Below are 26,887 nucleotides of genomic sequence, written 5' to 3'. Positions count from 1 at the left end.
GAGCCGTTGCCGAGGGCCCGGCTTCCGCCGGCGAGTGGAGGTCAGCGAACTAGTGGCGGTTTCCACGGAGCTGTGTGTGAGACAGGGGTTCGGTGTCTTTCAGTTCGCGGCGGTTCACCGGCGGTAGCTCGCAATGGGCCGGCCGGCGCCGGAGGTGAGCAGCTGCGGCAGGCTCGTGGTGATGAAGAAGGTCCAGGCGCGCGAGCACGCTTCGAAGCAGGCGGATTCGGCCGCGGTGAGGCCTTCGTGTGTGAAATGCAGCGTCGTGCCCTGCGCGTCGGTGGTGATGTCGAAGATGACGTTGGTGCCGGTCCACTCGTCACGGTCGTCGAGGCCGGTGTTGTCGGAGTCCACGACGTGCCAGACCACCCGCCTGCCGGGCACGAACTCGGTGATCTGGAACCGGGCGAAACGGAAACCCTTCTTGGCCCGGACGGTCTCACCGGCGTATTCGCTGTCGTCGGTGAAGACGAACTCGTCGTGCAGGGCGGCAGAGTGGCCGATGAGGTTCTCGCTCCACCAGCCGCGGACGTCTGTAACGGCCTCGAAGATCTGCTCCGGCGTCCGGTCGACGGTCATGGTGGCGGTCAGGTACTCGGTGTCCGGCATGTCCTTGCCTCTCTCTTGGGTGGTTTCGCCCCACCGACGAAGGAGGCCGCCCGGGATCGACATCAACCGGGAAGAAACTTCGAAAATTCGGCCGCGATGGCCTTTGTGCTGGTCAGAGCTCGGAAAGACGACCCGTCAGATAGCGACGTTCGGCGTCGGTCGGCGCCAGTTTCAGCGCCTCCTCGTAGGACGTCGCGGCCTCGGCGAGGCGGCCGACCCGCCGGAGAAGATCGGCCCGTGTCGCGGGCAGCAGGTAGTAGCCATCGAGCTTGCCGGACTCGGTGAGCTCGTCGACTAGGGCGAGCCCGGCGGGGATGCCGTCGGCCATCGCGACCGCCACGGCGCGGTTGAGGTCCACCACGGGAGATGGCGCCAACCGCATGAGCTCCGCATAAAGGGCGGCGATCTGCGGCCAGTCGGTGGCCGCGGCGTCGGGCGCCGTGGCGTGACAGGCGGAAATAGCGGCCTGCACCTGATACGGCCCACAGCGCCGTACGGCCAACGCTTCGTCAAGCGCCGTAAGGCCTTCGGCGATCAGCGCGCGATCCCACTGGGATCGGTCCTGGTTCTCCAACGTGACCAGCACGCCGTCGTCGGTGCGATGCGCGCGGCGGGCCTCCAGCAGCAACATCAACGCCAACAGGCCGCGCGCCTCAGGCTCGGCCGGCATCAGACGGACCAGCATCCGGGCCAGGTGGATCCCCTCAGCGGCCAGTGCCCTGCGCCCGTCTTCTTCGTCGTAGCCCTCGTTGAAGATCAGGTACAGCACCGCGAGAACGGCTGTCAGCCGCTGCGGCAGGAGCTCCGCCGGTGGAACCCGGTACGGTATCCCGGCTTCGGCGATCTTGCGCTTGGCACGCACCAGGCGTTGCGCCATCGCCGGTTCGGCGGTCAGGAACGCCTTGGCGATCTCACCCGTGCTCAGCCCCGCCAGCGTCCGTAGCGTCAGGGCGACCCGGGCAGGGAACGGCAGCGCGGGATGGCAGCACGTGAAGATCAGCCGCAACCGCTCGTCAGGAATCTCCTCAGCCGACGGCTCGATCGCAGCCCGCTCCAGCACAGCAAGCTGCCGCAACTTCGCCGCCCCCGTTGCGTCCCGCCGCAGCCGATCGGTCGCCCGGTGACGTGCCGTCGTCGTCAGCCACGCACCCGGACGAGCCGGAACGCCATCACGCCCCCACGTCGCCAACGCGGCGGCGAAGGCGTCCTGCGCGCAGTCCTCCGCCAGGTCCCAGTTCCCGGTCAGCCGGATCAGTGTGGCGACCACTTGGCCCCACTCGTCCCGATACGCCGCATCGACCGCGGCACGAACCGCCTCCGGCGTGGTCATTCCCAGACCGGGCGGACCTCGACACAACCCCGGCTCGCGTAGGGGTGCCGTGCCGCGATCGTGATCGCCTCGTCCAGATCGGCACACTCGATGATGTCAATACCGCCGATGAAGTCCTTCGTCTCCGCGAACGGGCCATCGGACACCAGCGTCTCCCCATCACGGACACGGACCGTCGTCGCATCCGCCACCGGACGCAACCGCGCACCACCGATAATGGCTCCCCGCCGATCCACCTCCGCCCGATACGCCCGATACGCCGGGTCCACCGCAATCTCCTCCATGGACGGCGACACCTTCTCATCGTCACAGATCAGCAACACATACTTCATGAGGCCACTATGCCCGACCCGCCCGATCCGCTCGAACGCCATACCTCTGCCAACGATCTCCGATGCCGCCGCGGGCGCTGGAGCGCGCGCCGCTGTCGGCCGAGACCCGGCGCACCTACCGCTCCCGGGTGCGCATGTTCCTGTCCTGGCTGTCCGATCACGCCGCCACCTACGCGGCCGATCCCCCCGCCGAGCGGCAGGCGCGGGACTGGGCGGTGCGCGACTATCGCATGTGGCTGCTGCGCGACGGCCCGGCCCGGCGCAGCCGCGTCTACGTCAACTCCGCCCTCACCGCACTGGACGACTGAGCCGCGCAGGGCGAAGCCCTCGCCGTCCCGCGTGACGAGCGCGTCGAAGCGATCCTCCTCCGGTTGGCTGTGCCGCCGCCAGCCGCTGATGTCGTCAACGCTCCCGGCCAGCCCCACGACGGGTGCCCGTCGATCGGCAATAAACCGAATGCGCGGAACCGACCGGGTGGTGTTGCATACAGACGTGACCGGCGGACCCCTCGCACTCCTCCAGAAAGCGGTCGACCGCACACGGGCGCTGACGCAACGCCGGCCGCCCACCGGACGAACCTGCGACCGCGTCGCCGACGACCTCGGCGGCATCGACACCGACGACGCCCGCCGCTTCGAACCCTTCCCGCTGCTGCGCGCCCTCCCGAGCAGGCCGACGCGCTCGCGTCCACCCTCGCCGCGGCCGGCCGCCGTCCCGAGGGCCCGCGCCGCACATCAACTCCGGCAGGGAGAGGCACCGAACGCATGAAGGACTTCGAGATCCCGCGGGCGGTGGCCGCGGCCGTCGACACGGCCGCCGAGTACGGTCTGGGCGCCGACGACGCCGCTGTGCTGCACAACTCGAACCGGATCGCCGTCAGGCTGCGGCCCAGCGGCGTGCTCGCCCGGGTCGCGCCCCTCGCGCACCGCCTCGACTTCGAGGTCGAGATCGCCCGGCGCCTCGCCGGGACCGGCAGCCCGGTGGCGGGGCTCGATCCGAGAGCCGAGCCCCGCGTCCATGTCCGCGACGGCTTCGCCGTCACCCTCTGGACCTACTACGAGCCCACCGCCGCACCCGAGAACCACCCGCCCGCCGCCTACGCCGACGCCCTGGCCCGGCTGCACGCCGGCCTGCGCCGCGTCGACCTCGCCACACCGCACTTCACCGACCGCGTCGCCGACGCCCTCCGGGTGGTCGAGGACCCCGCCGTCAGCGCGGACCTCGGCGCCGCGGAACGCGCCCTGCTGACCGACACCCTCCACGGAATCAGCCGCGCGATCCTGGACCGCGGCGCGCGGCAACAGCTCCTGCACGGCGAACCGCACCCCGGCAACCTGCTCGCCACCGCGGACGGACCGCTCTTCATCGACCTGGAGACCGTCTGCCGCGGACCCGTCGAGTTCGACCTCGCGCATGCTCCGGAGGACGTCGCCGCGCACTACCCGGGCGCCGACTCCGAGCTGCTCGCCGACTGCCGGATCCTCAGCCTCGCCCTCGTGGTCTCCTGGCGTTGGGACCGCGACGACCAACTCCCCGACGGGCGCGGAAGGGGCCGGGAGTGGCTCGCCCAGCTGCAGGCCGCCCTCGACCGCCGGGAGCACGCCGCCGGTGGCGGCCGCTGAGCGGCGCCCCCACCGCGCCCCCTGAGGTCGTCCACGAACGCGGCCGGACGACCCGCGAAGGCCTGGCCGACCAGGTGGGCACGAGCCCGGAAGGCAGCGGCTTCAGCGGGCTGGTCCTCACCTACGTCGTCCGTAGCGAGGCGCGGGTTCGGCGTCGACCCGGATCGTGTCGACGCCGAACCACCGCGTGTTGCCGGGCGAGGCATCCCGCAGACCTCGCGCGAGCTCCCGGCTGGCGAATCCTCCTGCGGGCTGCTACCCCGAGCAGCACATGCCACGGAGTGACAACAGCGGGCCTGTGCTCATGGTGACGCCCTTGATCCGTCGTGGCGCGGGCGGTCGGCACGTACGGAGTGCTGCGCGGGCCACGGGAGAAGCGGGCGACCGGGCGGCCGGCACGCCCACGGCGGCCAGCTGCGGCCTCCCACGTCATGCCCGGCGCGACTGCCTGGACGTGCCCACCCCGAAGCCCTGCCAGTCCCTGCCGGGTTGAGGCCTGAGGCCTGCTCCCTTCGGTGTAATGCGTACAGCGAACGGTGCAAGGTCAAGTGACGATCAACGGACGACGCGCTCCCGGTGCGGCCCGGCCTAGCGTTTCTCGGCGAGATAGCCGGATGAGAACGGGAGGAATCGCCATGAGCAAGAAAGCGATGACTGCGATCGCCGGGCTGAGCTTGACGGCCGGTCTGCTGGGATGGGCCGGAGCCCCGGCTGGTGCCCAGGCCGACACGGCGAGCACGGCCACCGCTGCGATGGCCGCGCCGAAGCCGCCGAAGGGCGCCAGGGCGGTGGTTCGGGTCAGCCCCAATCCCACCACCAGGCGCGGCGAGGAAGTGACGATCACCGGTCACTGCGGCGGCGGCAAGGGGCTCAAGGCCGTGCTTGCCGGGCTCGACAGGAAGCACCCGGTGCTACAGAACATCCGCATCGTGGAGGACAGCCCGAAGGGATTCGTGGCCAAGGCGACTCTCGCGCCCAAGATCGGTAATGGCGTCGGTCCTGTTCTCGTCGACTGTGGCGGCGAGGCGGGCGTGACCCTCCTGGTCACCCACGTCTGATCCGGACCTGCCCACCCGGGCTGGTAGACAGATCCGGAGCCTCCGCAGTCCTTGATCGCCTACGGAAAGAACATGCCGACGGCGTCGCCCATGTGAGCACCTGGGCGACGCCGTCCGGTACGCCCCGGCCCGGCGTCACAACGGTCACCCCTCGAGAAAGGGCCTCCGCATGGCCGAGCCGTCACCACGACGCGAACCCGCGCCTGTCCGGCACTTCGTCCGGATCACCGATGTCACGCTCGCTGCTCTCACTCTGGTCTTCTTCGTCGCCGTAGCCCTCGCCACCGGGGTGCACACCCCCTGGCAGGGCCCTATCCCCCTGGGGCTGCTTCTCGGAGCACTCCTGCTGGTCAGACGCCGCTGGCCGATGACCGTGCTGCTGCTGTCGATCGGCGGGATCTTCGTCTATCACCTCACCGGACATTGGTCTCCCGCCGGTTGGATCTGGCCGGCCGCGGTCGCCTACTTCACCGCCGCCACCACACCACGCGTACGCTGGGTGACCGCGATCGGCCTGGCCCAGCTGGTTTACTCCGCGGTCGACGCCCACTGGATCCTGGACACGAACGCGACCCGCTACCTGATCCACGTCGCGGGGGAAGGGCTGCTCCTGGCGATCCTCATCGCCGCGGGCCTCACCTACGCCGCCGCGATGCGCTGGCACGAGCGGCTGCGCGAAACCGACAACCGTGCGCACGCTGCCGAGGAACGGCTGCGCGTCTCGCACGAGGTTCACGACGTCATCGCCCACACGCTGGCCGTCGTCGGCGTGCAGCTCAATGTCGCCGCCGACGCTCTGGAGGAGGACCCGGCAGCGGCCGCCGCGGCGCTACGCCTGGCGAAGGACGTCAGGAACCGGGCGATGACCGACCTCCGTTCCCTCATCACAATATTGCGTGAAGATCCCGGCGACACCGCACCCCAGGCGGATCTGGCCTCCTTGGACACCCTCATCGCCGACGCCCGTACCGCAGGGCTTGAGGTGACCCTCGACGAGCACGGCGACCGCGCGGCCGTCCCCGCCATCACCGCCATCGCCATGTACCGCGTCGTACAGGAGTCCCTCGCCAACACGCTCAAGCACGCGAGGGCGAGCAAGGCCGAGGTGACGATCGGCTACCAGCCTCGCTCGATCACCGTCGAGATCACCGACAACGGCCGCAGCGTCCCGGGCGGCGCCGATGTCACCGAAGGCCACGGCCTGGCCGGCATGCGCGAGCGGGTGAGCGCACTCGGGGGCGCGCTCACCGCAGGACCCGTCCCCGGCGGCGGCTTCGCCGTGCGGGCCGACATCCCTGTGGCAGGCTCGACGGCATGACGATCAAGGTGCTTCTCGCCGACGACCAGGCACTCGTACGGGCCGGCTTCCGCAGCCTGCTGGCCCGCTCCCGGGACATCACGGTCGTCGGCGAAGCCCAGGACGGCGACGAAGCCGTACGGCTGGCCGCGAGCACCCACGCCGACGTGATCCTCATGGACATCCGCATGCCGGGCACCGACGGGATCACCGCCACACGCCGCATCGTCGCCGATCCGACCACTCCGGACTGTCGCGTCATCATCCTCACCACGTTCGACACCGACGAACACGTCTTCGCCGCCCTGCGCGCCGGAGCCAGCGGTTTCCTCACCAAAGAGGTCGAACCCGCCGAGCTCCGCCGGGCGGTCGCCGCCGTCGCCGGCGGAGACGCGCTCCTGTCGCCGGGCGTGACCCGGCGCGTCATCGAGCAGTTCGCCCACCGGCAGGACCTCACGCCCAGCGCCGGGCAGCGGCTGGCCGCCCTCACCTCCCGGGAACTGGAGACGGTCAAGCTCGTGGCGATCGGACTCTCCAACAACGAGATCGCCGAGCGCCTCATCATCAGTCCGCTCACTGCCAAGACCCACATCACCAGGGCCATCGCCAAGCTGGACGTGCGCGACAGGGTCCAGTTGGTCATCCTGGCCTACGAGAGCGGCCTGATACGGCCCGGCGCGTGACATCGCGCCCTGCGGCCCCGCCACCCCGGTGGGCGGAGGGGCCGTGACCTGCTGGAACCGATCTATCCGAGCACCGGGTAGTTCGCTCGGAACACGTTGTGCGGGTCACGGGCCCGCTTGATCTGGCGCAGTCGCGCGAGCGCGCTGGGGGAGAAGGACTCCGCCGCCGTTTCGCCGGGGGACAGTACGGTGTACGGCTTGCGGCCGCTGGTGTAGGCCTCCAGGTCGGCCACGATGTCGGCCTGCTTGGCGCGCGTCGCATCGGCCGCCTGCGGCAGGCCGAGACCCAGCAGGCCGAGCAGGTACGGCTCGGCCACCGTGCCGCTCGCGCCGGCCCCGCCGCCCGGCTCCGCGAGTGCCCCGCCCAGATGCCTGATCTGCACGTTGATGAGCGGTTCGACCGGCTTGGCCAGCAGGAGCTCCACCGCGTCCGCGTCCAGGCCGGTGAGCAGTTCCGCACGAGCGATGGATGGGGCCGGATCGGTGGGCTCGGCGGTGATGTCACCCAGGTCGGCGATCGGGACGACGCCGCGGCTGTCGGAGATCGCGCCCTCGATCTTGTCGATGCGCGCCAGCAGATCCTCTCCCTGAGCCGCCTCACCCAGGTAGGCCAGATCCAGCGTGACCATCGGCGCCGCGCCGGGGGGCTGGAACCGGTTGATCCAGACACTGAGTTCGCGCGGCGCCTCGGCGGTGATCTCCAGGAACGCGTCGTACACCTCGCTGGTCCGGTGCTCCGGCCAGATCACGCGCCCGCCGTAGAGGACCGGCACGGGATACAGCTCGAGTTCGAGGGCGGTCACCACCGCGAAGTCCCCGCCACCGCCGCGCAGCGCCCAGAACAGCTCGGGGTCGGACTCGGCGGTCACCCGGCCGGGCTCGCCGTCGGCGTCCACGATGTCGACGGCCCGCACGCTGTCGGAGGCGAAGCCGTACTTGCGGCTGAACCAGCCGACCCCGCCGCCCAGGGTGTAGCCGGTCACGCTGACTCCGGGCGCGCTGCCGGACAGGCCGGTCAGGCCCAGCGGGCCGCTCGCGGCCAGCACCTGCCCCCACTTCACGCCCGCGCCCACCCGGGCCACGCGCTCCTCCGCGCGTACCTCCACCTTATTCAGCAGGCCGGTACGCAGCAGGATCAGGCCGTCCACGTCACCGGAGGCGCCATGCCCGCTGGGCTGCGCGGTCACCGTCATGCCCGCCCGCCGCGCGTAACGCACGAGCGCCGCCACGTCATCGGCATCCGCGGCCTCCGCCACGGCCGCCACCGGCTGCCTGACAGTCAGGTTCCACGCGGTGGCAGCCTGTTCGAAGCCGTCGTCATCGGGCAGGAGCACGCGCCCCTTGAGGACACCGCGCAGATCGTTGATCGTCATCGTCGTCTCCCTTATTCGAGTTCTCAAAGAAGTGGGGGAACACCGGACTGCGCCCTGACCGACGCCGACACGCACCAGGGTGGCGTCAGGCGGGCTGCGGGGCGGGCGTCGCCGGAGCGGCCGCGACCTTGCGGGTCTCGCGCATCATCAGCAGGCCGTTGACGACCATCAGCGTCGCGGTCAGGCCGTGGACGCCGAGCGCGGTGGCCACCGAGCCGTGGTGGGCCAGCACGGTGGTCATGTCGCCGTACGCGGCGAAGGCCTCCACCAGCAGCGCCCAGCCGAGCGCCCGGCGGTGGTCCGTCACCAGCAGGATGCCCAGCACGAGGGCCAGGACGACGTCGCGGATTCCCTTGATGATCAGGAAGCCGTCGCCGTCGCCGGACGGCCAGCTCGGCAGGCCGAAGCCCGGCGCCATCGTCTCGGGGCGCAGGATGAACTCCACCCCGAACCAGAGGATGAAGAGGATGAAGGCGGCAGCAAGGACGGTGTTGATCTTCTTCAGCGACATCGTTCTTCTCCTTGCGAGTCTTGTCGTTCGGGCCTGGTCAGGCGGCGCGGACCCGGCTGATGCGGCGGGCGTGGCGTCAAGGCTGCTCCCGGGCGCTTGGAAGGCACTTGGAACCGATGTGGAACACCCGCGCGCGTACGATGTTCCACGTCATGGTCTTCATCCGGGTTCTGGGCTCTTTCGGCGCGGAGGTCAACGGCGAGTCCGTCCCCCTGGGTGGGCCTCGGCAGCGCGGCGTCCTGGCCCTCCTGGTCGCGGCGCGCGGACAGGTCGTGCCGGTCGACCGGATGATCGAGGACCTGTGGCGCGGCGAGCCGCCGTCCCGTGCGCTGGCCTCCCTGCAGGCGTACGTCTCCAACCTGCGCCGGCTGCTGGAGCCCGGCCGCCCGCCCCGAACCCCGGCCCGCCTCCTGGTGAGCGCCGCCCCCGGATACGCGCTGCGGCTGCCGCCCGAGTCGGTGGACGCGTGGCGTTTCGAGGACCTGCTCGGCGAGGCCCGCACGTTCGCCGAGCCTCGGGCCACCCGCGCCCGGCTGGCAGAGGCGCTGGGCCTGTGGCAGGGACCCGCGTTCGCCGAGGTCGCCGACGAGCCGTGGGCCGCCGCCGAGACCGCCCGCCTGAACGAGCTGCGCCTGGTCGCCCGCGAGCTCCACGTCGCGGCGGGCCTGCGGGCGGGCGACCTCGCCTCGGTGGTCCCCGAGGCCGAACGCCTCACCCGCGACGCACCTCTGCGCGAAGAGGGCTGGCGCCTGCACGCCCTGGCGTTGTGGAGCAGCGCCCGCCAGGCCGACGCCCTGGCGACGCTCCGCCGCGCCCGCACCACCTTCGCCGACGAACTCGGTCTCGACCCCGGCCCCGACCTGGTCGCCCTGGAAAAGGCGATCCTCGACCAGCGCATCGACATCCTCCGCGCGGCCGTCCCCCCACCCGCGGCCACCGCGTCCACACCCACACAAGCCACGCCCTCGCACGCGGCGACCCTGCATCGGGCTGCCTCGTTCGTGGGGCGGGAGGTCGAGCTTGCCGCGCTGGTTTCGGCCGCCGGGGAGGCTGCCGCCGACCGGACGCGCGTCGCTCTTGTCACGGGGGAAGCGGGGCTGGGCAAGTCGACGCTCTTGGAGCACCTCGGCGCGCGGTTGGAGCGCGACGGCTGGCTCGTGGCCGCCGGGCGTTGTCCGGAGGTCGACGGCGCGCCGCCCGCGTGGGCGTGGGTCGAGGCGTTGCGGGCCGTCGCCGCGGCCGTTCCTCTGGGGCAGTTCGCGGAAGACCTGGCGCCGCTGCTCTCCGACTCCATGCCGGTGGACAGCGACGCCGCCGCCGGGCGGTTCCGGCTGCGCCGGGCCGTCTGGGGCTGGCTCGCGGCGGCCGCCACGGAACGGCCGGTCACCGTCGTGCTGGACGACCTGCACTGGGCGGACACGACCACGCTGGGGCTGCTCGGCGGCGGCGTCGGCGTGCGGGCCCCGATCCTGGTCGTCGCGGCGTACCGCCCGGACGAGAGCGAGCACCTCACCGAGACGCTGGGTGCGCTCGCCCGCACCGCGCCGCTCCGGATCGCGCTGCCCGGGCTCGACGGCGCGGCGGTGGCCGAGCTCGTACGGGCCGAAAGCGAGGCCGACGACGCGGCGGTGGCGGGGATCGCCGAGCGCACCGGTGGCAATCCGTTCTACGTGCGGGAGAGCGCGCGGCTGCTGAACGGCGAGGGCGCGCTGGTCGCGCTCTCCGAGGTCCCCGAGGGCGTACGGGACGTGCTGCGGCGCCGGCTGGCAAGGCTCCCCGAGAATGCCGTGTCCGTCCTGCGGCTGGCGGCGGTGGCCGGCCGGGAAAGTTCGGTGGACGTGCTCGTGCGGGCCGCCGACTCCGACGGGGACGGCGTGCTGGACGCGCTGGACGCGGGCGTCATCGCCGGGTTGCTCGACGAGCCGGGCCCCGGGCGCGTCCGGTTCGTTCACGCGCTGGTCAGGGACACGCTGGTCGCCGACGTCAGCAGGTTGCGGGCCGCGAGGATGCACGCCCGGATCGCCGCCGCCCTTGAGGGCACCGGCGACGTCGCGGCGCTCGCCCATCACCATGCGCGAGCGGGATCGCCGAAGGCCGTCGGCTACTGCGTGCGGGCCGCCGAGCTGGCCGAGGCGCGTTACGCCCACGACGTGGCGGCAGCCCTCCTCACCGACGCGGTCGCCAACTCCAGCGAACCGGACGAGCGCGTCGACCTGCTCGGCAGGCTGCTCCGGGCGCAGATCAGGGCCGGGGCCGTCGCCGCGGCCAGGGACACGCGCGAGAAGGCCGTGGAGTACGCCGAGTCGATCGGCCGCGACGACCTGATGATCGCCGCGTTCACCGCCTGGACCGAACCCACCCCCTGGCAGGCCCGCACGTACGGCACGGTCGACCGTCCCGTCGTCGGCCGCCTCAGCCGCCTGCTCAAGCGGACCGGTCTCGCCCCCGACGTGCGGTCCCGCCTCCTCATCGCGTACGCCAACGAGCTGGTGGGCGAGGACGATCCGACGGTCATGGCTGCGGCGCGGGAAGCCCTCGGCCTCGCCACCGATCCGCGCCTCCGGGCCGCGGCGCTCCTGGTCCTCGCCGGCGACCCCGGGCGGGAGGAGCACGCCCGCGAGCTCGTGGAGATCGGCGTCGAGCACGACCTGCCCGTCTACCGCGTGACCGGGCTGCTCAGCCAGGCGGCGAACGCCGCCGCGGCCAACGACCCGGCGACCATGCGCCGCGTGACCGGGGAGGCGCTCGACCTCGCCCGCGCCTACCGGATGCCGGAGGCGATCGGCGCCGTCGAGATCGCGCTGGCGACCCTGGTGCTCATCGAGGGCCGGTTCGCCGACGCCGAGCGCCTCTACGTCGAGGCCACCGAACGCATGGAACGCGCCGGATCGGTGCACGCCGGCTTCGTCGGCCTCGCGCTGGCGGCGATCCGGCTGAACGACGGCACGCTCGGCGACCACCTGGACGACGTGCGCGCTCTGCACGAGGCGCTCGGCCCGATGGTCGCCGACCTGCTCGCGCTCGCCCTCCACGCCGCCGGCCGTGGCGACGAGGCACGCCGGGCCCGCACGTCACCGACACCGATCCGGCCCGACTTCTTCTTCACCTTCCTGACCACCCTGCGCGCCATGGCCGTCATCGCACTGAACGACACCGGCGCCGCCGAGGAGTGCTACGCGGACCTGCTTCCCCATCGCGACGGGCCTCCGGCCGGTGCGGGGAGCCTGTCGCTGGCGCTGCGTCCGGTCGCCCACACGCTCGGCGAACTCGCCCTCTTCCTCGGCCGCGACGACGAGGCCGCCGCCCACTTCGCCCAGGCCGCCGCCATCGCCGACCGCTGGAACGCCCCCCACTGGTCCGCCTCAGCCCGCGCGCACCTCTGACCAGGCCAAGCCCGGACGGAACCATCGGGCGGTTCGTCGCCGCCAGGTGCGGCCCGAGCTGCCACACCTGGCAGGCCGCGATGCCCTGGCGGCGCGGATGTCACGTGGAGATCCTCATGCCGGCGGCCGGGCGAGTTTGGCGGCCACGGCGTCGAGGACCCAGTCCAGGCCGGTCGCGAACGACGTCTCCGCGTCCACGTCCGTGCCGTCGTGCACGACCCTGGCCAGCGCCGGGAAACGTCCCGTGGCCAGCATCCTCATCACATGCGGGCCGGAGCTGCGCTGCCAGTCGCGCTCGGACAGGCCCGTGGCGCGCTCGGCCCGCAGGTGCGCGATCTCGCGCCTGATCGCGCCGGTGAAGTAGGCGCTGACGGTCTCCACGGCGCGCATGACGGTGTCCAGGTCGGCGAGGCCGTCGAAGGCGGCGAGCGTGGCCTCGGTCACGGCGAGGGCGTTGGGGCCCAGGGACGGACGGCCGCCGAGCAGGTCGGCCAGCCATTCGTGACGGAGGGCGGCCTGCCTGGTGCGGCCGGCGAGAACGCGCAGCGCCTCCCGCCAGTCGCCGGGTTGCTCCTCGGGGAGGATCTCGGCGTGGACCTCGTCCACCATGAGATCGAACAGCTCCTCCTTGGTGGAGATGTATCCGTACAGCCGCATCGGGCCGGCTTCCAGCCGGGCGGCGACCTTGCGCAACGACACCGCCTCCAGCCCGCCCTCGTCGGCCAGCGCGATGGCGGCGGCGACGATGCGCTCCCGGTCGAGCGGCGCGGGGCGAGTCGGTGGCTCCGGACGGTCCCACACAGTCATGAATACATCGTACTGTTGCGATACATTGTATCGGAGCAATACAGTGTATTGACATGAGACATCGTATCGCCGTGATTGGAGGCGGCCCCGCCGGGCTTACCTTCGCCCGTGTCCTGCACCGTCACGATCACCCCGTCACCGTCCTCGAACGCGATCCCGCCCCCGACGCCCGCCCTCCGGGCGGCACGCTGGACCTGCACGAAAACCTGGGCCAGGTCGCGCTGGACAAGGCGGGGCTGCTGGCGGAGTTCCAGGCGCTGTCCCGTCCCGAAGGGCAGGCCATGCGCATCCTGGACACGGACGGGACCGTCCTTCGCGACTGGCAACCGCGACCGAATGACCTGGCCAATCCCGAGATCGACCGCGGACAGCTGCGGGACCTGCTGCTCGCCCCCCTGGACGTTCAGTGGGGGAGGGGCGTGACGGAAGTGCAGCCGGGGACCCGGAATGGCGTGCTGGTCCGCTTCGCGGACGGGCGGCAGGAGACGTACGACCTCGTGGTCGGCGCGGACGGCGCCTGGTCCCGGGTTCGCCGGGCGGTCTCGTCCGCGACGCCGCACTACACCGGCATCACCCTCGTCGAGACCTCCCTGGACGACGTCGACACCCGACACCCCGACCTCGCCCGGCTGATCGGCGACGGTTCCGTGGCCGTGTACGGCGCGAACCGCGCCCTCGTCGCCCAGCGCAACAGCGGCGGCCACGTCAAGGTGTACGCCCGGTTCCGCGCGCCCCTCGACTGGCACACGGATCCGGACCGGCACCTGGGCTTGAACCGGCGCGCGGGCCTGGACCTGGCCGACGTCGAGGCCATGCGATCAAGCCTGCTGGCTCTGTACGACGGCTGGGCCGCTCCCGTCCTCGACCTCCTCCGCCACGGCACCGCTTTCGTCCACCGCCCCCTCCACGTCCTGCCCGTGTCCCACACCTGGGCCCACGTTCCCGGGGTGACGCTGCTGGGCGACGCCGCCCACCTGATGCCTCCCTTGGGGGTGGGCGCGAACCTCGCGATGCTGGAAGGTGCCGAACTCGCCGAAGCCGTCGCCACCGCCACCGGCGATCTGGACGAGACCGTACGCGCCTTCGAGGAACAGATGTGGGCACGGGCCGGCAGATGGGCTGAGATCACGGCGGCCGGTCTGGAACGCCTCGTGAGCCCGGACCCCACCGAAGCCCTCGCCGTCTTCGACGAGGTCCAGCCATCCTGACCCCTGAACGCGAGATCCCAGCAGCACCATGTGACCGTGCATCTGGTCCGTTCGGGGGAGGTCACGGGTGCGGCGAGGAGCTGCGGCGGGAGCGTTCCGCGTTGGTCATGGTGATCGCTCCGAAGACGTTCTTATAGAGCAGGCATGTGGGGGCTTTCAGGCGTTCTTGACGGCGGACAGGTCAAACTCGAGCGTGATCTCCTCGGAGATCATCACGCCGCCGGTTTCCAGGACGGCGTTGAAGCTGACGCCGTAGTCCTTGCGATTGATCATGGTGCTGCCCTCGAAGCCGGCCCGGGTGAAGCCCTGGGCGTCGACGGCGGTGCCGGCGAACTCGAGCGGGATGGTGATCTCGCGGGTGACGCCGCGGATGGTCAGCCGGCCGGTCACCTCGAAGCGGGCGTCGTCGATGTGCTTGACGCCGGTGCTGGTGAAGGTGATGTGCGGGTGGGTCTCGGCGTCGAGGAAGTCCCCGGTGCGCAGGTGGCCGTCACGCTGCGGGTTGCCGGTGTTCACGCCGGCGGCGTCCAGCTTCACGCGGACGGTGGAGGCGGACGGGTCGGCGGCGTCCAGGTGGGCGGTGGCCTCGACGACGGGGAAACTGCCTCGCACCTTGGTGACCATCGCGTGGCGGGCCACGAAGCCGAAACGGCTGTGCGCCGGGTCGATGGTGTAGGTGCCGCTGAGCTCGCTGGGGTACACGAAGTGCTCCATCCAAAGTAGTTCAGTGCTGGATAATTCAGTTCGACACTACACCATCGGCGTATTTCAGCGCGCAACTATTGCGTACGATGAGGTCATGACGAGATGGCTCACCGACGACGAACAGCGCACCTGGCGGGCCTTCGGCCGGGCCAGCCGTCTGCTGACCGACCGGCTGGAACGCGACCTTCAGGCTGGGGCCGGCATGCCGCCCACCTACTACGAGCTCCTGGTCCTGCTGTCGGAGGCCCCGGACCGGACCATGCGCATGAGCGAGCTGGCCCACTGGACCCACTCCAAGCCCAGCCGCATCTCGCACGCGATCAACAAGCTGGAACAGGCCGGGTGGGTACGCCGGGAGCACTGCGCGGACGACCGGCGTGGCTGGCTCGCCATTCTCACCGACGAGGGAAAGGCCGCGCTCGAGGCCGCCGCCCCCCTCCACGTGGAGAGCGTGCGCACCCACCTCATCGACCTCCTGTCGCCCGAACAGATCCGGCAGCTCGGCGATATCAGCGAGACCGTCCTGAAGCATTTGACCGACACCAAGTAGGGCGCAGGTCGGACCATTCATGCCGATCGGAGGCGGTCGGACAGGACGTCGGTGATGATGCGCCGGTTGATGGCAGCCGTTCTCCGGTCGGAGCCGGATCCGGCGGTCAAGGTCAGCATGAGAAGGGACTTCCACTGAGGTGCCGAAGTCGATGACGGCGGCGAGCCTGCCGCCGGCGGAGGGCGGATGGCGGCGTCCGCGCAGGGGTTCGGAACCTGGAACAGATGTGATGTGCTTCGGCGCGCGTGCGAGGCGACGTCCTCGGTCTCGAAACGCGTCAGAAGGCGGGAAAGGCCCAGCCCGAGGGATGGAAGGGCTCGCGCTCTCCATGGAAGGCGAGCGAGGCGGCGGTCACCGCGCCGGAGCGTAGCTCCTCGACCCGCCCCGCCGCCGCCAGGGACGACAGGGTGGTGCCGCCCAGATAGGCCGCACCGAGTTCGGCGGAGGTCAGCCGCAGGTCGGGCCTGGCCTGGGTGCGTGGGCAGGACCGCGACGAGTGTGATGCCCGCGACGGGGGTGGCCGCGCCGGGGACGGTCATGACGCGGCCGTAGATCGACGCGCCGCCGACGATTCATCGCGGTCTGCCCGGCGCAGTAGAGCGTCCGGGTGTGCCCGGAGACGATCTCGCCCTGGTTGTACCCCATCTCCACCGACCACGCCCACGGGTTGACTGCCGTTCGCTCCATTGCCACATCAGCTCCATTCGCTTCATCGAAAGCAGGGACGTACACCGGCCCGGGTGGCCCGCGGAGACAAGCCTCCCGGCAAATCACGACATCCTTTGTCGTGTATTCCGATAACTTCTTCGTATGCGCGCCGACCGGTTGGTCTCGCTGGTGTTGCTGCTGCGGCGGCACGGCCGGCTGTCCGCGGCCGCGCTGGCCCGCGAGCTGGAGGTGTCCACCCGCACCGTGCTGCGCGACGTCGAGGCGCTGTCCGCGGCCGGCGTCCCGGTCTACGCCGAACGCGGCCGGCACGGCGGTTTCGCGTTGTTGCCCGGTTTCCGTACCGAGCTCACCGGGCTGAGCCACGACGAGGCCCTTGCCTTGCTGATCGCCGGATCGCGGCGCGGCGCGCAGGCGTTCGGCCTCGGCTCGGCGCTCGCTTCGGCGATGCTCAAGGTGGTCGACGCGCTGCCCGAGAGCTACAGGAACACCGCGGCCGGCGCGGCGGAGCGACTGCTCATCGATCCGGAGACCGACCTGCTCTCGCGCCGGATGGTCGCCGAGGAGGTGCCTGACGCGATAGTGGCCGGTGTCCGGCGCGCGGTGCTCGCCGGACACCGGCTGCGCATCCGCTACGCGGCGGTGGACCAGACCCCGAAGTGGCGCACGGTGGACCCGATCGGCCTGGTCACCGTGCGCGACCGGGGCTACCTGCTGGCCACGAGGTCCGGCGCGGACCGCACCTACCGGCTGTCGCGGGTCCTGGCCGCCGAGGAACTCTCCGAACCGGCACAGCGACCGGACCGGGTCGATCTGGACCGGGCCTGGCAGGAACGCAGCACGCGGTTCCGGACCGGCGGCGACCAGGTCACCGTGCTGGTCCGCGTGGACCCGGGGCGGCGGGAGGAACTGGTGGGCACCGCGGTGGCCGTCCACACCGAGGAAGCCGACGCGGACGGCCGACTGCGGCTGGAGGTGTCCTTCCAGGACGCGCGGCACGCCGAATGGGCGCTGTGGCAGCTCAGCACGGGCGCGGAAGCCCTGGCCCCGCAGTGGTTGCGCACCTCCCTGCGCAACCGCGCCGCCGCGATCGCCACCCGCTACGCGGGCTGATTGAGCGAGTCAGCGGGCTGCCGTGACCGCTCGGGGCCAGAGCGCGCCTTGCCCACCCCCTCGGTGTCGGTGAACCCGGGGGAGACGAGGGTGACCCGCAGGTCAGGCCCCGACTCCTGCCGCAGCGCCTTGGTACTGATGGACCGCCGTGTTCGTGAGGAGCTTCAGGTCCGCACGGCGCGTCACGTCGATGACGGCTCCGACGGCATGCACCACGCCCGTTGCGAGCCGACGCGCGACGCAACCGGGAGAAGATCATCACGGCTGCGGTGAGCGTCTCGCCGAGGAGGGACTGGACGCGCACCTGGAGCGCATCGCCAAGGAGGCGGGCGTGGGCACGGCGACGCTGTATCGCGACTTCCCCGACGCCCTGCGCGCCATCGTCGCCACGGGAGGGTCACCGATCCAGCGGGCCGTGCGCCTGTGCCGAGAGGTCCTGCCAGTCGGCCCAGGTCTTGAGCCGGTCGGCGTAGGCCTGCTGGACCATCGGGTAGAAGCCCTGCCCGAAGAGCACCCGCAGCGGCGGGGCGTCGGAGTCGACGAGCGTGAGGAGCGCCTGTGCCGCGGCGGCCGGGTCGCCCGCGGGCTGCTTGCCGGTGAAGCCCGCGAGCCGCTGGCGGAGGCCGTCGTAGATCGGGTTGGCCTCGGCCATGTGACCGTTGTCCAGCGGGTCCGGGTTCTTGCCCGACCTGGTGGCGAAGCCGCCGGGCTCGATGACGGTCACCTTGATGCCGAACTCGGCGACCTCCTGGGCGAGGGATTCGTTCACCGCTTCCAGGGCCCACTTGGAGGCGCAGTAGGCGGCGCCGAGCGGCATCGCGAGGAGCCCGGCCGCGGAGGACAGCTGGATGATGTGGCCCGAGCCCTGCTCGCGCAGGTAAGGCAGGGCGGCCTGGATCACCCACACCGCGCCGAACAGGTTGGTCTCCAGCTGGTCGCGCAGGTCCTGCTCGGTCAGTTCCTCGATTGCGCCGACCTGGGCGTAGCCGGCGTTGTTCACGATGACGTCGAGCCGGCCGAAATGCTTGGCGGCCCGCTGCACACCGTCGAAGACGGCGGCCTTGTCGGTCACGTCCAGCTCCAGCGGGAGCACCGCCTCGCCGTGAGCGGCGACCAGGTCGTCCAGGCCGGCGGTGGTGCGGGCGGTGGCGGCCACCTTGTCGCCGCGCGACAGGGCGGCCTCGACGAAGTTACGGCCGAGGCCGCGCGACGAACCGGTGACGAACCAGACCTTGCTCATGGTGTCTTTCCGATCTTCATGGTGTGGCGGTCACGCCGCGCGGATCGATCGCGCGGCGTCCTGACGACCATGAGTCACCGGCGGCGCGATCCTTGTGACAGTGCGGTCGTGTGATGTGCGCCACCACACGCTTGCGGCGCGTGTCACTCCTGAGCGACCTGCTCGTTGAGCTTGCGGGTGACCAGTAGCCGGATCGTGCCCCGCTGCGGCTCGTCCGCCTGCCAGACGAACCAGTCCTCGCCGACCGGAGTGTTCTGCCTATTCGGGTACATGACGTAGGGGACGTTGCGCGCCATTTCGGGCGGCAACCGGTCGCTGTCGGGATGAGGCTCGGTGATGAGATAGGTGACCTTGAGGCCGCGCTCGGCGATCTCCGGCCGGACCTCGCCGACGGTCTTCCCGGCCACCTCGTACCCCTCCAGAGACGTGGTCTGCCACGGGAATGTAGCGGGCACGCTGTGCCGCGTGTCGTCGGGGACCAGCACGCAGGGCGCCACGGGGTCGTGCATGAGGATGGTGCTGGTGCCGGACCATCCGTGGACGGGATCGACCTTCAGGGTCCAGACGAAGGTCTGGCCCGGCTTGAACAGCTTGGTGTCGATCTGCATCCGCCAGCCCTGGCCCTCCTTGTCGCCGGGGATCTTCGTCGGCGGGTGGTACAGGCCGCGCGGGATGTCCTTCACGGAGGTCCCCCGTTCGTCCCTGCACTTCTGGCCCGCGGGGACGAAGTCGACGAGGGCCGGGACGCCCAGGCTGGCGAGCTGCCTGCTCAATCCCTTCGCGTCGCGGAAGTCGCGTACCGTCACATAGACGATGCCGTCGGAGTCCTTGGTGACGGCTTAGGCGGTGTCGCCGCCTCCCATGGAGGTGACGGTGGCCACGGCGGCCACGGTGGCGGCCACCGCTCCGGCCGCTACGGCGAGAGCGATCCGGCGGCGTGGCCGCCTGTCCGCGCGGCCGCAGCCCGCGCGGTGATGTGGTCCTTGAGTTCGGCCAGCCGGCGCTGTTCGAACCCGGCAAGAGTCTCATTCATGACGATCCTTCCAAGATGGATTCAGGGAGGCCGGTCGGGTCGGCCATGAGCCGGCGGCGCGCGCGGTGCAGCCGGACCCTGGCGGTGCTGACGCGAATGCGCAACGCGGTCGCCGCATCGGCGACCGACAGGCCGTCCACGTCCACCAGTTCGGCCACGGCCCGCAGGCTCTTGGGCAGGCCGGCGATGGCGGACAGCAGCGGGCGGGCGGCTCGTTCCGCGTCGATGCGTTCTTCCAGACGGGTGAGGTCATCGGCGTCCAGCGTGCGCTGTCCCGCCGCCCTGGCGTTCTTGTGCAGTTCCTTGGCCGCCCTACGCTGCTCGGAGGCCACCACGTTGCGCGCGATGCCGAAGAGTCAGGCCTCCTCGCTGCCCCGATCCGGCCGGTAGGTGGCCGCAGTGTCGATGGCGGCCAGGAACACCTCTGTGGTGAGATCGTCCACCGTGTGCGGATCAGTCATCCGCCGGGCCACGAAGCGGCTCACTCGTTCGGCGTGTCTTCGGTAGAAGACCTCGAACGCCGCGGGAGCCCGCATCGTCCTGCGGAGATCCTGCGATGGATTGTCGGCCATCCCGTGTGCCTTCCTGTAGCTCCCGCTTTTCCCCTTCTTGGTCAGAAAGGCGGTGACCTATTACATCCGGGTGCTCAACGTCTCCCGGTGGTGGAGGGGCCCGGCCGACCCTGTCGCGACGGGTCTCGCCTCCTCCGGCCGTGGCGATGAGTTCTGCCGCCTCGGCCGGTCAGCATGGGCGAACGGTTCGCAAGGGAAGAAGGAGCGTCATCATGACGGTGATCGTGGCGGGAAAGGTGTTCGTCGATCCGGAGGTCAGGGATCGTTGCGTCGAGGCGCATCGCGGGATCGTCGAGGCGGCGCGCGCCTGTCCCGGGTGCATCGATGTGGCCATCTCAGCCGACGTCGCCGACCCCGGCCGGGTGAACATCTTTGAGCATTTCGAGTCCCAGGAGGCGCTGGACGCCTGGCGGGCGATCGCCCCCAGGCCCGCCGCGTCCTTCGAACACAAGGACGTCCAGGTGGTCAAGCACGTGATCGCCGCCTCCGGTCCGCCTTTCGGCTAGCGCCTTCGCGGGTCACGGCTCCGGCGAGGTTCGCCGCCGTCCGGCTGCGCGAGGAGGGCTACCGCGTCGGGAGGCCGACCGCGTTGGCCGCGTCGGCCTCGAAGTAGTCCGTCGTGGCGAAGGCGCCGGTGTGATCCTCGAGGAAGTTCCTGACGCCGTCGATCGAGTCATGCATGATGACGTTCACCGCCTTGGTCCCGTCGGTGCTCGCCACCGCCAGGGTCCACCTGGCGCCCTGGGGAAGCCGGCCGTACGCCTTCTTCACGGAATCCCAGAAACCGTTGCCGTCAGAGACCGTGGAAACAGCCATGACGGGCACCGTACCGCTCCTCTCGGGCACTCTCGGATTCACCCGGCAATTGATGTGCAGATATCGTGCGGCGCCATTCTCGAAGTCGTAGATGGCGACGGTCTGAGGGTCCTCCAACGGATCGTCGGAAGGCATCAAGAAATGGGTCTCGCTGATCGGGAGCAGCTCGTAGTCGAGTTGCTCCGGCCTGTCGAGGACTCGCGCCTCCATGGGGTTCAGGGAGAATCTGAGGTGCAGTCTCCCGTTCTCGGCCGCCACCTCGTAGCGGGTGCCGGGGCGCTCGTAGGAGCCTTCGTACCTCGACAGATCGAGAGCCAGCGTGGGGTCGGGCTCCGGCAGGCCGGGGATCGTGACCGCGCCCAGGCCGGCCAGGATCTCGTTGAACACCTTCCGGTAGAAGCTGTCGCGCGGGCCGGCGTTCGCCAGCATCGAGACGGCGATGCCCGACTCCGGCAGGATCCGCAGCCGTGCGCTCTGGCCGACCGCGCTGCCGTCGTGGGCGTAGACGGTCTGCCCGTGCCAGTCGCACACGATGAGGCCGAGTGCCCATTCCGGCCCGAACGTGTACGGGTCAGGTACGGGGACCCGCGACTGCGTCATCTCGCGGATGATGCCGGGGGAGACGATCGTGGCCCCGTTCGGCGCCTTTCCTTCGTGGAGGAAGACGTACGCCATCATGAGCAGTTCCGAGGCTGTCGTGTTGACGTTGCCTCCGGGGCCGAAGGAGCGCGGCAGGTGACCAAGCGGTGAAAGGACGGCGCCCTCTTCGAGGGATCGGATCAGGTGCCCGGTCGCGGCCCGGTCCTGATCCACGTGCTCGCGGCGGCTGCTCGTCGAGGTCAGTCCCAAGGGGTCGAACAGGCGATCCTTCATGATGTCGTCCCATCGCTCGCCGTCGGTCACCTCCATGATGCGGGCGAGGATCGCGTAGCCCAGGGCCGGGCTGTAGCCGTGCGTGTGGCCCAAGGGGTGGACCTGGCGCGCGCCGGCGATGTTCCGCACCATGCGCTCGTACACGTCGTCGTCCTCGCCCGGATCTCCGTAGTCCTCCTCGATGCCGTGGGTGTGGTTGAGGAGATGGCGGGGTGTGACCTTGACGCTGACGCCGGGGTCGGCCACCCGGAAATCGGGGAGGTAGGTCCGCACCGGCTCGTCCAGAGCGACTTTCCCCTCGTCGACGAGCTGCATGAAGGCGAGGGCGGTCCAGGTCTTGGACACGGAGCCGCACTGGTAGACGGTGCCGGACGTCGCGAGGTCCCGCGTGAGGACGCTCGTGACGCCGACGGCGAAGTCGGTGGTCCGCCCGCCGTGGAGGACGCCGATCGCGGCGCTCGGGATCCGGTATTCGGCCAGCAGCTCGGCGACGCGAGCTCGAATGCGGGTCACGTCCAAAATGTTCGCCATAAGGGATTCCTCGTCACCTCTGAGTCTTCGAAGCAGGCAAAAGCTACGTTGCCTTTCCGGACCCGTCAACGAATTAATGGGCTTTCACGTGAATCGTTGCAACAGAAGTGTCGGTAAATGCAATTCTTGCCGAGCTGTCGTTGCAATGTACTGTGGCGAACGCACGCGCAGACCCGAAGAGAAAGGGAGCCGATGCCCGGAGGCAGGCTGACCCACGAGGATCGCAGGCAGATCGCGATCTGGCTGGCCGAAGGGCTGGGATACGCCGAGATCGCCAGGCGGCTGGGCAGGCCGACGTCCACGATCAGCCGCGAAGTGGCACGCAACAGCGCGCCCGGCGGCTACCTGGCCGACCGCGCCCAGCAGGCCGCCGGGCAGCGCGCCCGCCGCCGCAGAGCGCTTCAGGCCGCGGAGCGGCCGGCCGAGCCCGTGCACGGTTTCGTGGAGCGGTTGGCGATCCTGCTGGCCGGCACCGGCCTTCCCCGGATGCCCGCTCGCGTGTTCGTCTGCCTGCTCGCCTCCGGGTCCGGCAGCCTGACGTCCGCCGAGCTCGTACGCCGGCTGCAGGTCAGCCCGGCGTCGGTGTCGAAGGCCATCGGCTATCTCGAGGCGATGGAGCTGGTCAGGCGCGCGCAGGATTCCGGCCGCCGGGAGCGGTACGTCATCGACGACGACGTCTGGCTCCACGCGTTCAGAGCCGACACCGGGGCGCACGCCGAGGTCGCGGCGGCCGCACGGCACGGGATCGAGATCTTCGGCACCGGCTCGCCCGTCGCCGCCCGGCTGGGCGAGATGGCGCGGTTCTTCACCTGGATCAGCGAGCGGATGAACGACAGCGGTCCCACCGGCGCCGTCGTTCGCGACGCGCTGACGGTGCTGGCCGCACTGGTGCACGCCGCCCGGCCGCTCACCGTGGACGACCTCGCCACGGCGCTGGACTGGCCCGTCCAGCGGGCGGCCGACGCCGTGGACACGATCGGACGCCGTCCTGCCCTCTCCGACCCGCTCGCGGTGGAGCGGTGCGGGCGCGGCGCGTACGCCGTCACCCCGAGGCCCGACCGTCTGAGCTCCGCGCAACGCGACGGCCTCTCTGTAGTCACAGGGAAATTGTGGTCGGAGTAGCCTGACCCGCATCGATGCGGAGCCCTCGAGACCATTCCTCTCATCTCAGCCATGTCAGACACCTGACGCATCAAAGCAGTGAAAGGTGACCGCGAACGCACCCGGTCACCTTTCCTGCGGACCATCCGTCATGCCGGCGACCAACACTCCTGACGAAGGGTTGCCGAACGATGAGCAGGATGGATGTCCACGGAACGGTGGCGGACGGCTTCGAGCAGGTGCGCGAGGAGTTCGCCGCGGTGGTGGCGGAGCAGGACGGTCAGGTGGGCTCGCAGTTGACCGCCTACGCGCACGGCCGGCGGGTGGTGGACCTGTGGGCGGGTTCGGAGGTGAGCGGTGACACGCTGACCGGGGTGTACTCCTCCACCAAGGGTGCCGCGACGCTGGTGGCGGCGCTGCTGGTGCAGGAGGGGGTCCTCGATCTCGACGAGCCGGTGGCCCGGCACTGGCCGGAGTTCGCCGCGGCCGGCAAGGGCGGAATCACGCTGCGGGACGTGCTGACGCACCGCTCGGGCGTCATCGGTGTCGACGGCGGGCTGCCGGCGGCCGAGCTGGCCGACGACGCGGTGATCGCGCGCCGCCTGGCCGGGCAGCGGCCGTACTGGCGGCCGGGTTCGGCCTACGGCTACGGCGGGTTCGTCTCGTTCGCCATGGTGAACGAGGTGATCCGGCGGGTGACCGGGCAGTCGCTGCAGCAGGTCTACGACGAGCGCATCCGGGTGCCGTACGGGCTCGACCTGTACCTGGGGCTGCCCGCGGCCGAAGAGGGCCGGTTCCGGCCGATCCGGTGGTGGACGGCCACGCCGGATCAGGAGGCCGCGTTCTGGTCGAACCTGCCCGGCCCGCACAGCATCCTCGGCATCGGTTACGGGCTCAACAGCACGCCGCCCCTGGACCAGGTGGCGTTCGCCAACGCTCGCGCCGTGCGCGCGGGCGGCCAGGCGTCGGCCGGCGGGGTGGGCAGCGCGCGCGGGCTGGCCGGCCTGTACGCGGCGGCCGTCTGGGGGATCGACGGGCAGCCTCCGCTCCTCAAGGCGGACACCGTCGGCGAGTTCTCCATGCTGCACTCCACCGGCGCCGACCTGGTCCGCGGCGACCAGGGCAACTACGCGGTCGGCTTCCAGGCCAAAGGGCTGCGGTACGGCTTCCTCAGCGCCAACGCGTTCGGCCACGACGGCTCGGCCGGCTCGGAGTCCTTCGCCGACCCGGCCACCGGCATCGCCTTCGGCTACACCCGCCGCCGCTTCGGCTTCGCCTGGTCCTACCCCGAGCACGACCAGCTCGCCGCCGCCGTCCACGGCGCCACCACCGCTCTTGAGGAGCAGGCATGACCTCTCACTCCGAAACCCGCAACACCCGCTTGGCGCTGCTGGTGATCGCGGCCGCGCAACTGCTGGTGGTGATGGACGGCACCATCGTGACCGTGGGCCTGCCCGTTATCGGAACCGGGCTCGGCATCGCCGAGGCCGACCTGGACTGGGTGCTCACCGCCTACGCCCTGGCCTTCGGCGGCCTGTTGCTGGCCGGCGGCCGCGCCGGCGACCTGTTCGGCCGCCGAAGACTGTTCCGCGCCGGACTGGTCGTCTTCCTGGCCGCGTCCCTTCTGGGCGGCCTGGCCGGCAACGGGAGCATGCTGGTCGCCGCCCGGGTCCTGCAGGGCGTCGGCGCCGCGATCGTCGCCCCGGCCGCGCTGTCCCTGCTGGCCGACACCTTTGCCGCCGGGCCGGCGCGCAACAAGGCGCTCGGCGTGTACGGCGCCATGGGCGGCCTCGGTTCGATTGCCGGCCTGCTGCTGGGCGGCGCACTCACCGAGTATGTGGGCTGGCGATGGATCATGTTTGTCAACATCCCCATCGCGCTGCTGGTCCTGGCTGGGACATTCGCTCTGGTGCCCGGCACTCGCAAGAGCGGCGGCCTCGACCTGCCCGGCGCGGCCACGGCGACGCTCGCCCTCGGTGCGCTGGTATACGCGATCAACCGGGCCGGCTCGCATGGTGTCGGCGACGGGCTCACCGTGACCTTCGGCGCGATCGCCGTCGCCCTGCTCGTGGCGTTCACGTTCATCCAACGCAGCGCGCGCAGCCCGATACTGCCGTCAGGCGTGCTGGCCGACCGCGGCAGGCTCGGCGCCAACCTGGTCATGCTGCTCATGGGCGCCGGGCAGTTGGCCACCTTCTACTTCCTCACCCTGTACATGCAGACGATCAAGCAGTACTCGCCCGTGATCACCGGACTGGCCTATCTGCCGTTCGCCATCGGCATCGGCCTCGGCTCCGGCGTCATCGGCCCCAGACTGCAGGCCCGCACCTCCACCCGGATCGTCCTGGCGACCGGGATGACGGTGGCCGCCGCGGCGATGGGCTGGTTCAGTCTGCTGACCCCGGACCAGAACCCCCTGCTCGTGCTGCTACCCGCCCAGCTCGCCGGCGGCATCGGCCTGGGCATCGGCTTCGTCGCGGCCACCATCGGCGGCGTACAGGGCGTCGCCTCGCGCGACTCCGGCATCGCCTCCGGCTTGGTCAACACCAGCCAGCAGATCGGCGGCGCCCTCGGTCTGGCCGTCCTGGCCGGCATCGCCGTCACCGCCACCACGAGCCAACCGGCAGGCACTCCTCTGCCCGACGCGCTCACCAGCGGCTACACCGCCGGCATGCTCGGCGCGGGCGCCTTCTACCTGGCCGCCATCCTCACCGCCGGCCTCCTTCTGCGCCCCCGGCCCACGAACCGGGACACCGAGCCAACGCCGGAAACCCTCGGCGGCACGCCCGGATGAAATCGACCGCCTCACCGGTCACCTTCGCCCCATGTGATCCGTCAGAGCAGTGATCCACCACCTGAGATCCAGAAGGGAACCCCCACCATGACCACCACCGAGTCGCGCCTGCCCAACCCCGCCGTGCTCGTCCCCGAACTCAAGGACATCGGCGGCGCCCTGCACAAGGCGACCGGGAACGGCACGATCCCGCAGACCACCATCAGCCTGGTCCAGCTGCGCGCCGGCCAGATCGTCGGCAGCACGTACCTGACCGCCCTGCACACCGGCAACCTCCGTAAGGCCGGCGCCACCGAGGGGAGCATCACCGCGGTGGCCTCCTGGCGGGACGCGCCGTACTTCACCGACGCCGAACGCATCGCGCTCGAACTGGTCGAATCCGTGCTCACCCCGAACCCGTGGGGCGAGCGCGTCCCCGACGAGCTCTACGCCCAGGCGTCCGAGCAGTACGACGACAAGGCGCTCGCCACGCTGATCATGGCCATCGGCCAGGTCTGCTTCTTCCTCCCGCTCGCCCTCATCGGCAAGCCGCTGCCGGGTGCGTCGCCGGCGGAGCAGTGGAGGCCGTAACGCCCAGAACGCCCAGGGCGAGGACACGGCAACCCCTGCCTCGCCCTGTCCAGGAGTCAGATCGGGGCCGGGCCCAGGTGACGGACCCGCGCGGGACACCTGACGATCAG

Annotated in this window: 27 protein-coding genes and 2 pseudogenes; 15 read left to right on the top strand and 14 right to left on the bottom strand. The window is 70.8% G+C overall.

The features are described 5' to 3' along the window. Window positions 1-114: 114 nt before the first annotated feature. The 3 genes from ACTWPV_RS19135 to ACTWPV_RS19125 all read right to left on the bottom strand — a co-directional run bounded on the left by ACTWPV_RS19135 (window position 115) and on the right by ACTWPV_RS19125 (window position 2,271). Window positions 115-609 (bottom strand): SRPBCC family protein, encoded by a 495-nt coding sequence (locus tag ACTWPV_RS19135; RefSeq protein ID WP_443152806.1) that lies wholly within the window; start codon window positions 607-609, stop codon window positions 115-117. A 112-nt stretch (window positions 610-721) separates the two neighbouring features. Beyond that, entirely contained in the window at window positions 722-1,939 is a 1,218-nt protein-coding gene (locus ACTWPV_RS19130; RefSeq protein WP_443152805.1) for an RNA polymerase sigma factor, read from the bottom strand. Next, a complete protein-coding gene (locus tag ACTWPV_RS19125) occupies window positions 1,936-2,271 on the bottom strand; it encodes a YciI family protein (protein WP_443152804.1) in 336 nt (111 codons plus the stop codon). The genes ACTWPV_RS19130 and ACTWPV_RS19125 overlap by 4 nt, the downstream gene beginning before the upstream one ends. A 62-nt stretch (window positions 2,272-2,333) precedes the next feature. Between ACTWPV_RS19125 and ACTWPV_RS19120 the strand changes: the two genes are divergently transcribed. From ACTWPV_RS19120 to ACTWPV_RS19095, 6 genes are all read left to right on the top strand, one after another. Then, a complete protein-coding gene (locus tag ACTWPV_RS19120; protein ID WP_443152803.1) occupies window positions 2,334-2,579 on the top strand; it encodes a hypothetical protein in 246 nt (81 codons plus the stop codon). Window positions 2,580-2,763: 184 nt separating this feature from the next. Then, a complete protein-coding gene (locus ACTWPV_RS19115) occupies window positions 2,764-3,039 on the top strand; it encodes a hypothetical protein (protein WP_443152802.1) in 276 nt (91 codons plus the stop codon). Beyond that, entirely contained in the window at window positions 3,036-3,893 is an 858-nt protein-coding gene (locus tag ACTWPV_RS19110) for a phosphotransferase (protein ID WP_443152801.1), read from the top strand. The genes ACTWPV_RS19115 and ACTWPV_RS19110 overlap by 4 nt, the downstream gene beginning before the upstream one ends. A 635-nt stretch (window positions 3,894-4,528) precedes the next feature. Further along, window positions 4,529-4,951 carry a hypothetical protein gene (locus ACTWPV_RS19105; RefSeq protein WP_443152800.1) on the top strand — a complete coding sequence of 141 codons (423 nt, stop codon included), beginning with the start codon at window positions 4,529-4,531 and terminating at the stop codon, window positions 4,949-4,951. Window positions 4,952-5,120: 169 nt separating this feature from the next. After that, entirely contained in the window at window positions 5,121-6,269 is a 1,149-nt protein-coding gene (locus ACTWPV_RS19100; RefSeq protein ID WP_443152799.1) for a sensor histidine kinase, read from the top strand. Next, window positions 6,266-6,931, top strand: a complete 666-nt coding sequence (locus tag ACTWPV_RS19095) for a response regulator transcription factor (RefSeq protein ID WP_347648236.1) — start codon at window positions 6,266-6,268, stop codon at window positions 6,929-6,931. Before ACTWPV_RS19100 ends, ACTWPV_RS19095 begins: the two co-directional genes overlap by 4 nt. 62 nt (window positions 6,932-6,993) lie before the next feature. Here the strand turns inward: ACTWPV_RS19095 and ACTWPV_RS19090 are convergent, their stop codons facing one another. Both ACTWPV_RS19090 and ACTWPV_RS19085 read right to left on the bottom strand, forming a co-directional pair. Continuing rightward, entirely contained in the window at window positions 6,994-8,304 is a 1,311-nt protein-coding gene (locus tag ACTWPV_RS19090) for an FAD-binding oxidoreductase (RefSeq protein ID WP_443152798.1), read from the bottom strand. Window positions 8,305-8,389: 85 nt separating this feature from the next. Next, window positions 8,390-8,815 carry a DUF4267 domain-containing protein gene (locus ACTWPV_RS19085; protein ID WP_443152797.1) on the bottom strand — a complete coding sequence of 142 codons (426 nt, stop codon included), beginning with the start codon at window positions 8,813-8,815 and terminating at the stop codon, window positions 8,390-8,392. A gap of 152 nt (window positions 8,816-8,967) precedes the next feature. Between ACTWPV_RS19085 and ACTWPV_RS19080 the strand changes: the two genes are divergently transcribed. Further along, a complete protein-coding gene (locus tag ACTWPV_RS19080) occupies window positions 8,968-12,198 on the top strand; it encodes a BTAD domain-containing putative transcriptional regulator (protein WP_443152796.1) in 3,231 nt (1,076 codons plus the stop codon). Window positions 12,199-12,312: 114 nt separating this feature from the next. On the opposite strand, the gene ACTWPV_RS19075 is transcribed toward ACTWPV_RS19080, so the two are convergent. Further along, window positions 12,313-13,005 carry a TetR/AcrR family transcriptional regulator gene (locus tag ACTWPV_RS19075; RefSeq protein ID WP_443152795.1) on the bottom strand — a complete coding sequence of 231 codons (693 nt, stop codon included), beginning with the start codon at window positions 13,003-13,005 and terminating at the stop codon, window positions 12,313-12,315. 53 nt (window positions 13,006-13,058) lie between these two features. On the opposite strand from ACTWPV_RS19075, the gene ACTWPV_RS19070 reads away from it, so the two are divergent. After that, window positions 13,059-14,213, top strand: coding sequence for an FAD-dependent oxidoreductase (locus ACTWPV_RS19070; RefSeq protein ID WP_443152794.1), 1,155 nt, complete (start codon window positions 13,059-13,061; stop codon window positions 14,211-14,213). 156 nt (window positions 14,214-14,369) lie between these two features. Here the strand turns inward: ACTWPV_RS19070 and ACTWPV_RS19065 are convergent, their stop codons facing one another. Further along, window positions 14,370-14,927: a YceI family protein gene (locus ACTWPV_RS19065; protein WP_443152793.1), complete on the bottom strand. Its 558-nt coding sequence runs from the start codon at window positions 14,925-14,927 to the stop codon at window positions 14,370-14,372. A gap of 85 nt (window positions 14,928-15,012) precedes the next feature. Between ACTWPV_RS19065 and ACTWPV_RS19060 the strand changes: the two genes are divergently transcribed. After that, window positions 15,013-15,468 carry a MarR family winged helix-turn-helix transcriptional regulator gene (locus ACTWPV_RS19060; protein ID WP_443152792.1) on the top strand — a complete coding sequence of 152 codons (456 nt, stop codon included), beginning with the start codon at window positions 15,013-15,015 and terminating at the stop codon, window positions 15,466-15,468. 277 nt (window positions 15,469-15,745) lie between these two features. Here the strand turns inward: ACTWPV_RS19060 and ACTWPV_RS19055 are convergent. Together ACTWPV_RS19055 and ACTWPV_RS19050 are read right to left on the bottom strand one after the other, a co-directional pair. Then, window positions 15,746-15,940: pseudogene (locus ACTWPV_RS19055) on the bottom strand (sterol carrier protein domain-containing protein); the annotation flags it as partial. A gap of 65 nt (window positions 15,941-16,005) precedes the next feature. Further along, window positions 16,006-16,155, bottom strand: a pseudogene (locus ACTWPV_RS19050) (RidA family protein); the annotation flags it as partial. Between the two features lie 123 nt (window positions 16,156-16,278). On the opposite strand from ACTWPV_RS19050, the gene ACTWPV_RS19045 reads away from it, so the two are divergent. Further along, complete coding sequence (locus ACTWPV_RS19045; protein WP_443152791.1) at window positions 16,279-17,247, top strand: helix-turn-helix transcriptional regulator; 969 nt, start codon at window positions 16,279-16,281, stop codon at window positions 17,245-17,247. A gap of 397 nt (window positions 17,248-17,644) precedes the next feature. Here ACTWPV_RS19045 and ACTWPV_RS19040 read toward each other — a convergent pair whose 3' ends face one another. From ACTWPV_RS19040 to ACTWPV_RS19025, 4 genes are all read right to left on the bottom strand, one after another. Continuing rightward, complete coding sequence (locus ACTWPV_RS19040) at window positions 17,645-18,487, bottom strand: SDR family NAD(P)-dependent oxidoreductase (RefSeq protein WP_443152790.1); 843 nt, start codon at window positions 18,485-18,487, stop codon at window positions 17,645-17,647. Window positions 18,488-18,630: 143 nt separating this feature from the next. Beyond that, window positions 18,631-19,293 (bottom strand): hypothetical protein, encoded by a 663-nt coding sequence (locus tag ACTWPV_RS19035; protein ID WP_443152789.1) that lies wholly within the window; start codon window positions 19,291-19,293, stop codon window positions 18,631-18,633. 223 nt (window positions 19,294-19,516) lie between these two features. Next, window positions 19,517-19,855 carry a sigma factor-like helix-turn-helix DNA-binding protein gene (locus ACTWPV_RS19030; protein WP_443152788.1) on the bottom strand — a complete coding sequence of 113 codons (339 nt, stop codon included), beginning with the start codon at window positions 19,853-19,855 and terminating at the stop codon, window positions 19,517-19,519. Between the two features lie 21 nt (window positions 19,856-19,876). Continuing rightward, window positions 19,877-20,092 (bottom strand): RNA polymerase sigma factor, encoded by a 216-nt coding sequence (locus ACTWPV_RS19025; protein WP_443152787.1) that lies wholly within the window; start codon window positions 20,090-20,092, stop codon window positions 19,877-19,879. Window positions 20,093-20,304: 212 nt separating this feature from the next. Between ACTWPV_RS19025 and ACTWPV_RS19020 the strand changes: the two genes are divergently transcribed. Then, complete coding sequence (locus ACTWPV_RS19020; RefSeq protein WP_443152786.1) at window positions 20,305-20,598, top strand: putative quinol monooxygenase; 294 nt, start codon at window positions 20,305-20,307, stop codon at window positions 20,596-20,598. A 58-nt stretch (window positions 20,599-20,656) separates the two neighbouring features. Here the strand turns inward: ACTWPV_RS19020 and ACTWPV_RS19015 are convergent, their stop codons facing one another. Further along, window positions 20,657-22,294: a serine hydrolase gene (locus tag ACTWPV_RS19015; protein ID WP_443152785.1), complete on the bottom strand. Its 1,638-nt coding sequence runs from the start codon at window positions 22,292-22,294 to the stop codon at window positions 20,657-20,659. A gap of 210 nt (window positions 22,295-22,504) precedes the next feature. Between ACTWPV_RS19015 and ACTWPV_RS19010 the strand changes: the two genes are divergently transcribed. The 4 genes from ACTWPV_RS19010 (at window position 22,505) to ACTWPV_RS18995 (ending at window position 26,777) form a co-directional block, all read left to right on the top strand. After that, a complete protein-coding gene (locus tag ACTWPV_RS19010) occupies window positions 22,505-23,434 on the top strand; it encodes a helix-turn-helix domain-containing protein (RefSeq protein ID WP_443152784.1) in 930 nt (309 codons plus the stop codon). Window positions 23,435-23,604: 170 nt separating this feature from the next. After that, a complete protein-coding gene (locus ACTWPV_RS19005; RefSeq protein ID WP_443152783.1) occupies window positions 23,605-24,765 on the top strand; it encodes a serine hydrolase domain-containing protein in 1,161 nt (386 codons plus the stop codon). After that, window positions 24,762-26,207, top strand: a complete 1,446-nt coding sequence (locus tag ACTWPV_RS19000; protein ID WP_443152782.1) for an MFS transporter — start codon at window positions 24,762-24,764, stop codon at window positions 26,205-26,207. Before ACTWPV_RS19005 ends, ACTWPV_RS19000 begins: the two co-directional genes overlap by 4 nt. Before the next feature lie 87 nt (window positions 26,208-26,294). Further along, complete coding sequence (locus tag ACTWPV_RS18995; protein WP_443152781.1) at window positions 26,295-26,777, top strand: carboxymuconolactone decarboxylase family protein; 483 nt, start codon at window positions 26,295-26,297, stop codon at window positions 26,775-26,777. Window positions 26,778-26,887: the final 110 nt, after the last annotated feature.

This window comes from Nonomuraea sp. KM88, from assembly GCF_052245635.1.
Taxonomy (GTDB): Bacteria; Actinomycetota; Actinomycetes; order Streptosporangiales; family Streptosporangiaceae; genus Nonomuraea.
This window is presented reverse-complemented; position numbering and strand designations above follow the sequence as displayed.

What these genes read in the sequence shown, in the direction of transcription:
- ACTWPV_RS19065 (WP_443152793.1), bottom strand. Translation starts at nt 14,927, where the DNA reads ATGGAGCACTTCGTGTACCCCAGCGAGCTCAGCGGCACCTACACCATC.
- ACTWPV_RS19085 (WP_443152797.1), bottom strand. Translation starts at nt 8,815, where the DNA reads ATGTCGCTGAAGAAGATCAACACCGTCCTTGCTGCCGCCTTCATCCTC.
- ACTWPV_RS19080 (WP_443152796.1), top strand. Translation starts at nt 8,968, where the DNA reads ATGGTCTTCATCCGGGTTCTGGGCTCTTTCGGCGCGGAGGTCAACGGC.
- ACTWPV_RS19110 (WP_443152801.1), top strand. Translation starts at nt 3,036, where the DNA reads ATGAAGGACTTCGAGATCCCGCGGGCGGTGGCCGCGGCCGTCGACACG.
- ACTWPV_RS19090 (WP_443152798.1), bottom strand. Translation starts at nt 8,304, where the DNA reads ATGACGATCAACGATCTGCGCGGTGTCCTCAAGGGGCGCGTGCTCCTG.
- ACTWPV_RS19105 (WP_443152800.1), top strand. Translation starts at nt 4,529, where the DNA reads ATGAGCAAGAAAGCGATGACTGCGATCGCCGGGCTGAGCTTGACGGCC.
- ACTWPV_RS19020 (WP_443152786.1), top strand. Translation starts at nt 20,305, where the DNA reads ATGACGGTGATCGTGGCGGGAAAGGTGTTCGTCGATCCGGAGGTCAGG.
- ACTWPV_RS19125 (WP_443152804.1), bottom strand. Translation starts at nt 2,271, where the DNA reads ATGAAGTATGTGTTGCTGATCTGTGACGATGAGAAGGTGTCGCCGTCC.
- ACTWPV_RS19000 (WP_443152782.1), top strand. Translation starts at nt 24,762, where the DNA reads ATGACCTCTCACTCCGAAACCCGCAACACCCGCTTGGCGCTGCTGGTG.
- ACTWPV_RS19070 (WP_443152794.1), top strand. Translation starts at nt 13,059, where the DNA reads ATGAGACATCGTATCGCCGTGATTGGAGGCGGCCCCGCCGGGCTTACC.
- ACTWPV_RS19040 (WP_443152790.1), bottom strand. Translation starts at nt 18,487, where the DNA reads ATGAGCAAGGTCTGGTTCGTCACCGGTTCGTCGCGCGGCCTCGGCCGT.
- ACTWPV_RS19095 (WP_347648236.1), top strand. Translation starts at nt 6,266, where the DNA reads ATGACGATCAAGGTGCTTCTCGCCGACGACCAGGCACTCGTACGGGCC.
- ACTWPV_RS19045 (WP_443152791.1), top strand. Translation starts at nt 16,279, where the DNA reads ATGCGCGCCGACCGGTTGGTCTCGCTGGTGTTGCTGCTGCGGCGGCAC.
- ACTWPV_RS19010 (WP_443152784.1), top strand. Translation starts at nt 22,505, where the DNA reads ATGCCCGGAGGCAGGCTGACCCACGAGGATCGCAGGCAGATCGCGATC.
- ACTWPV_RS19120 (WP_443152803.1), top strand. Translation starts at nt 2,334, where the DNA reads ATGCCGCCGCGGGCGCTGGAGCGCGCGCCGCTGTCGGCCGAGACCCGG.
- ACTWPV_RS19100 (WP_443152799.1), top strand. Translation starts at nt 5,121, where the DNA reads ATGGCCGAGCCGTCACCACGACGCGAACCCGCGCCTGTCCGGCACTTC.
- ACTWPV_RS19075 (WP_443152795.1), bottom strand. Translation starts at nt 13,005, where the DNA reads ATGACTGTGTGGGACCGTCCGGAGCCACCGACTCGCCCCGCGCCGCTC.
- ACTWPV_RS18995 (WP_443152781.1), top strand. Translation starts at nt 26,295, where the DNA reads ATGACCACCACCGAGTCGCGCCTGCCCAACCCCGCCGTGCTCGTCCCC.
- ACTWPV_RS19130 (WP_443152805.1), bottom strand. Translation starts at nt 1,939, where the DNA reads ATGACCACGCCGGAGGCGGTTCGTGCCGCGGTCGATGCGGCGTATCGG.
- ACTWPV_RS19060 (WP_443152792.1), top strand. Translation starts at nt 15,013, where the DNA reads ATGACGAGATGGCTCACCGACGACGAACAGCGCACCTGGCGGGCCTTC.
- ACTWPV_RS19005 (WP_443152783.1), top strand. Translation starts at nt 23,605, where the DNA reads ATGAGCAGGATGGATGTCCACGGAACGGTGGCGGACGGCTTCGAGCAG.
- ACTWPV_RS19135 (WP_443152806.1), bottom strand. Translation starts at nt 609, where the DNA reads ATGCCGGACACCGAGTACCTGACCGCCACCATGACCGTCGACCGGACG.
- ACTWPV_RS19025 (WP_443152787.1), bottom strand. Translation starts at nt 20,092, where the DNA reads ATGGCCGACAATCCATCGCAGGATCTCCGCAGGACGATGCGGGCTCCC.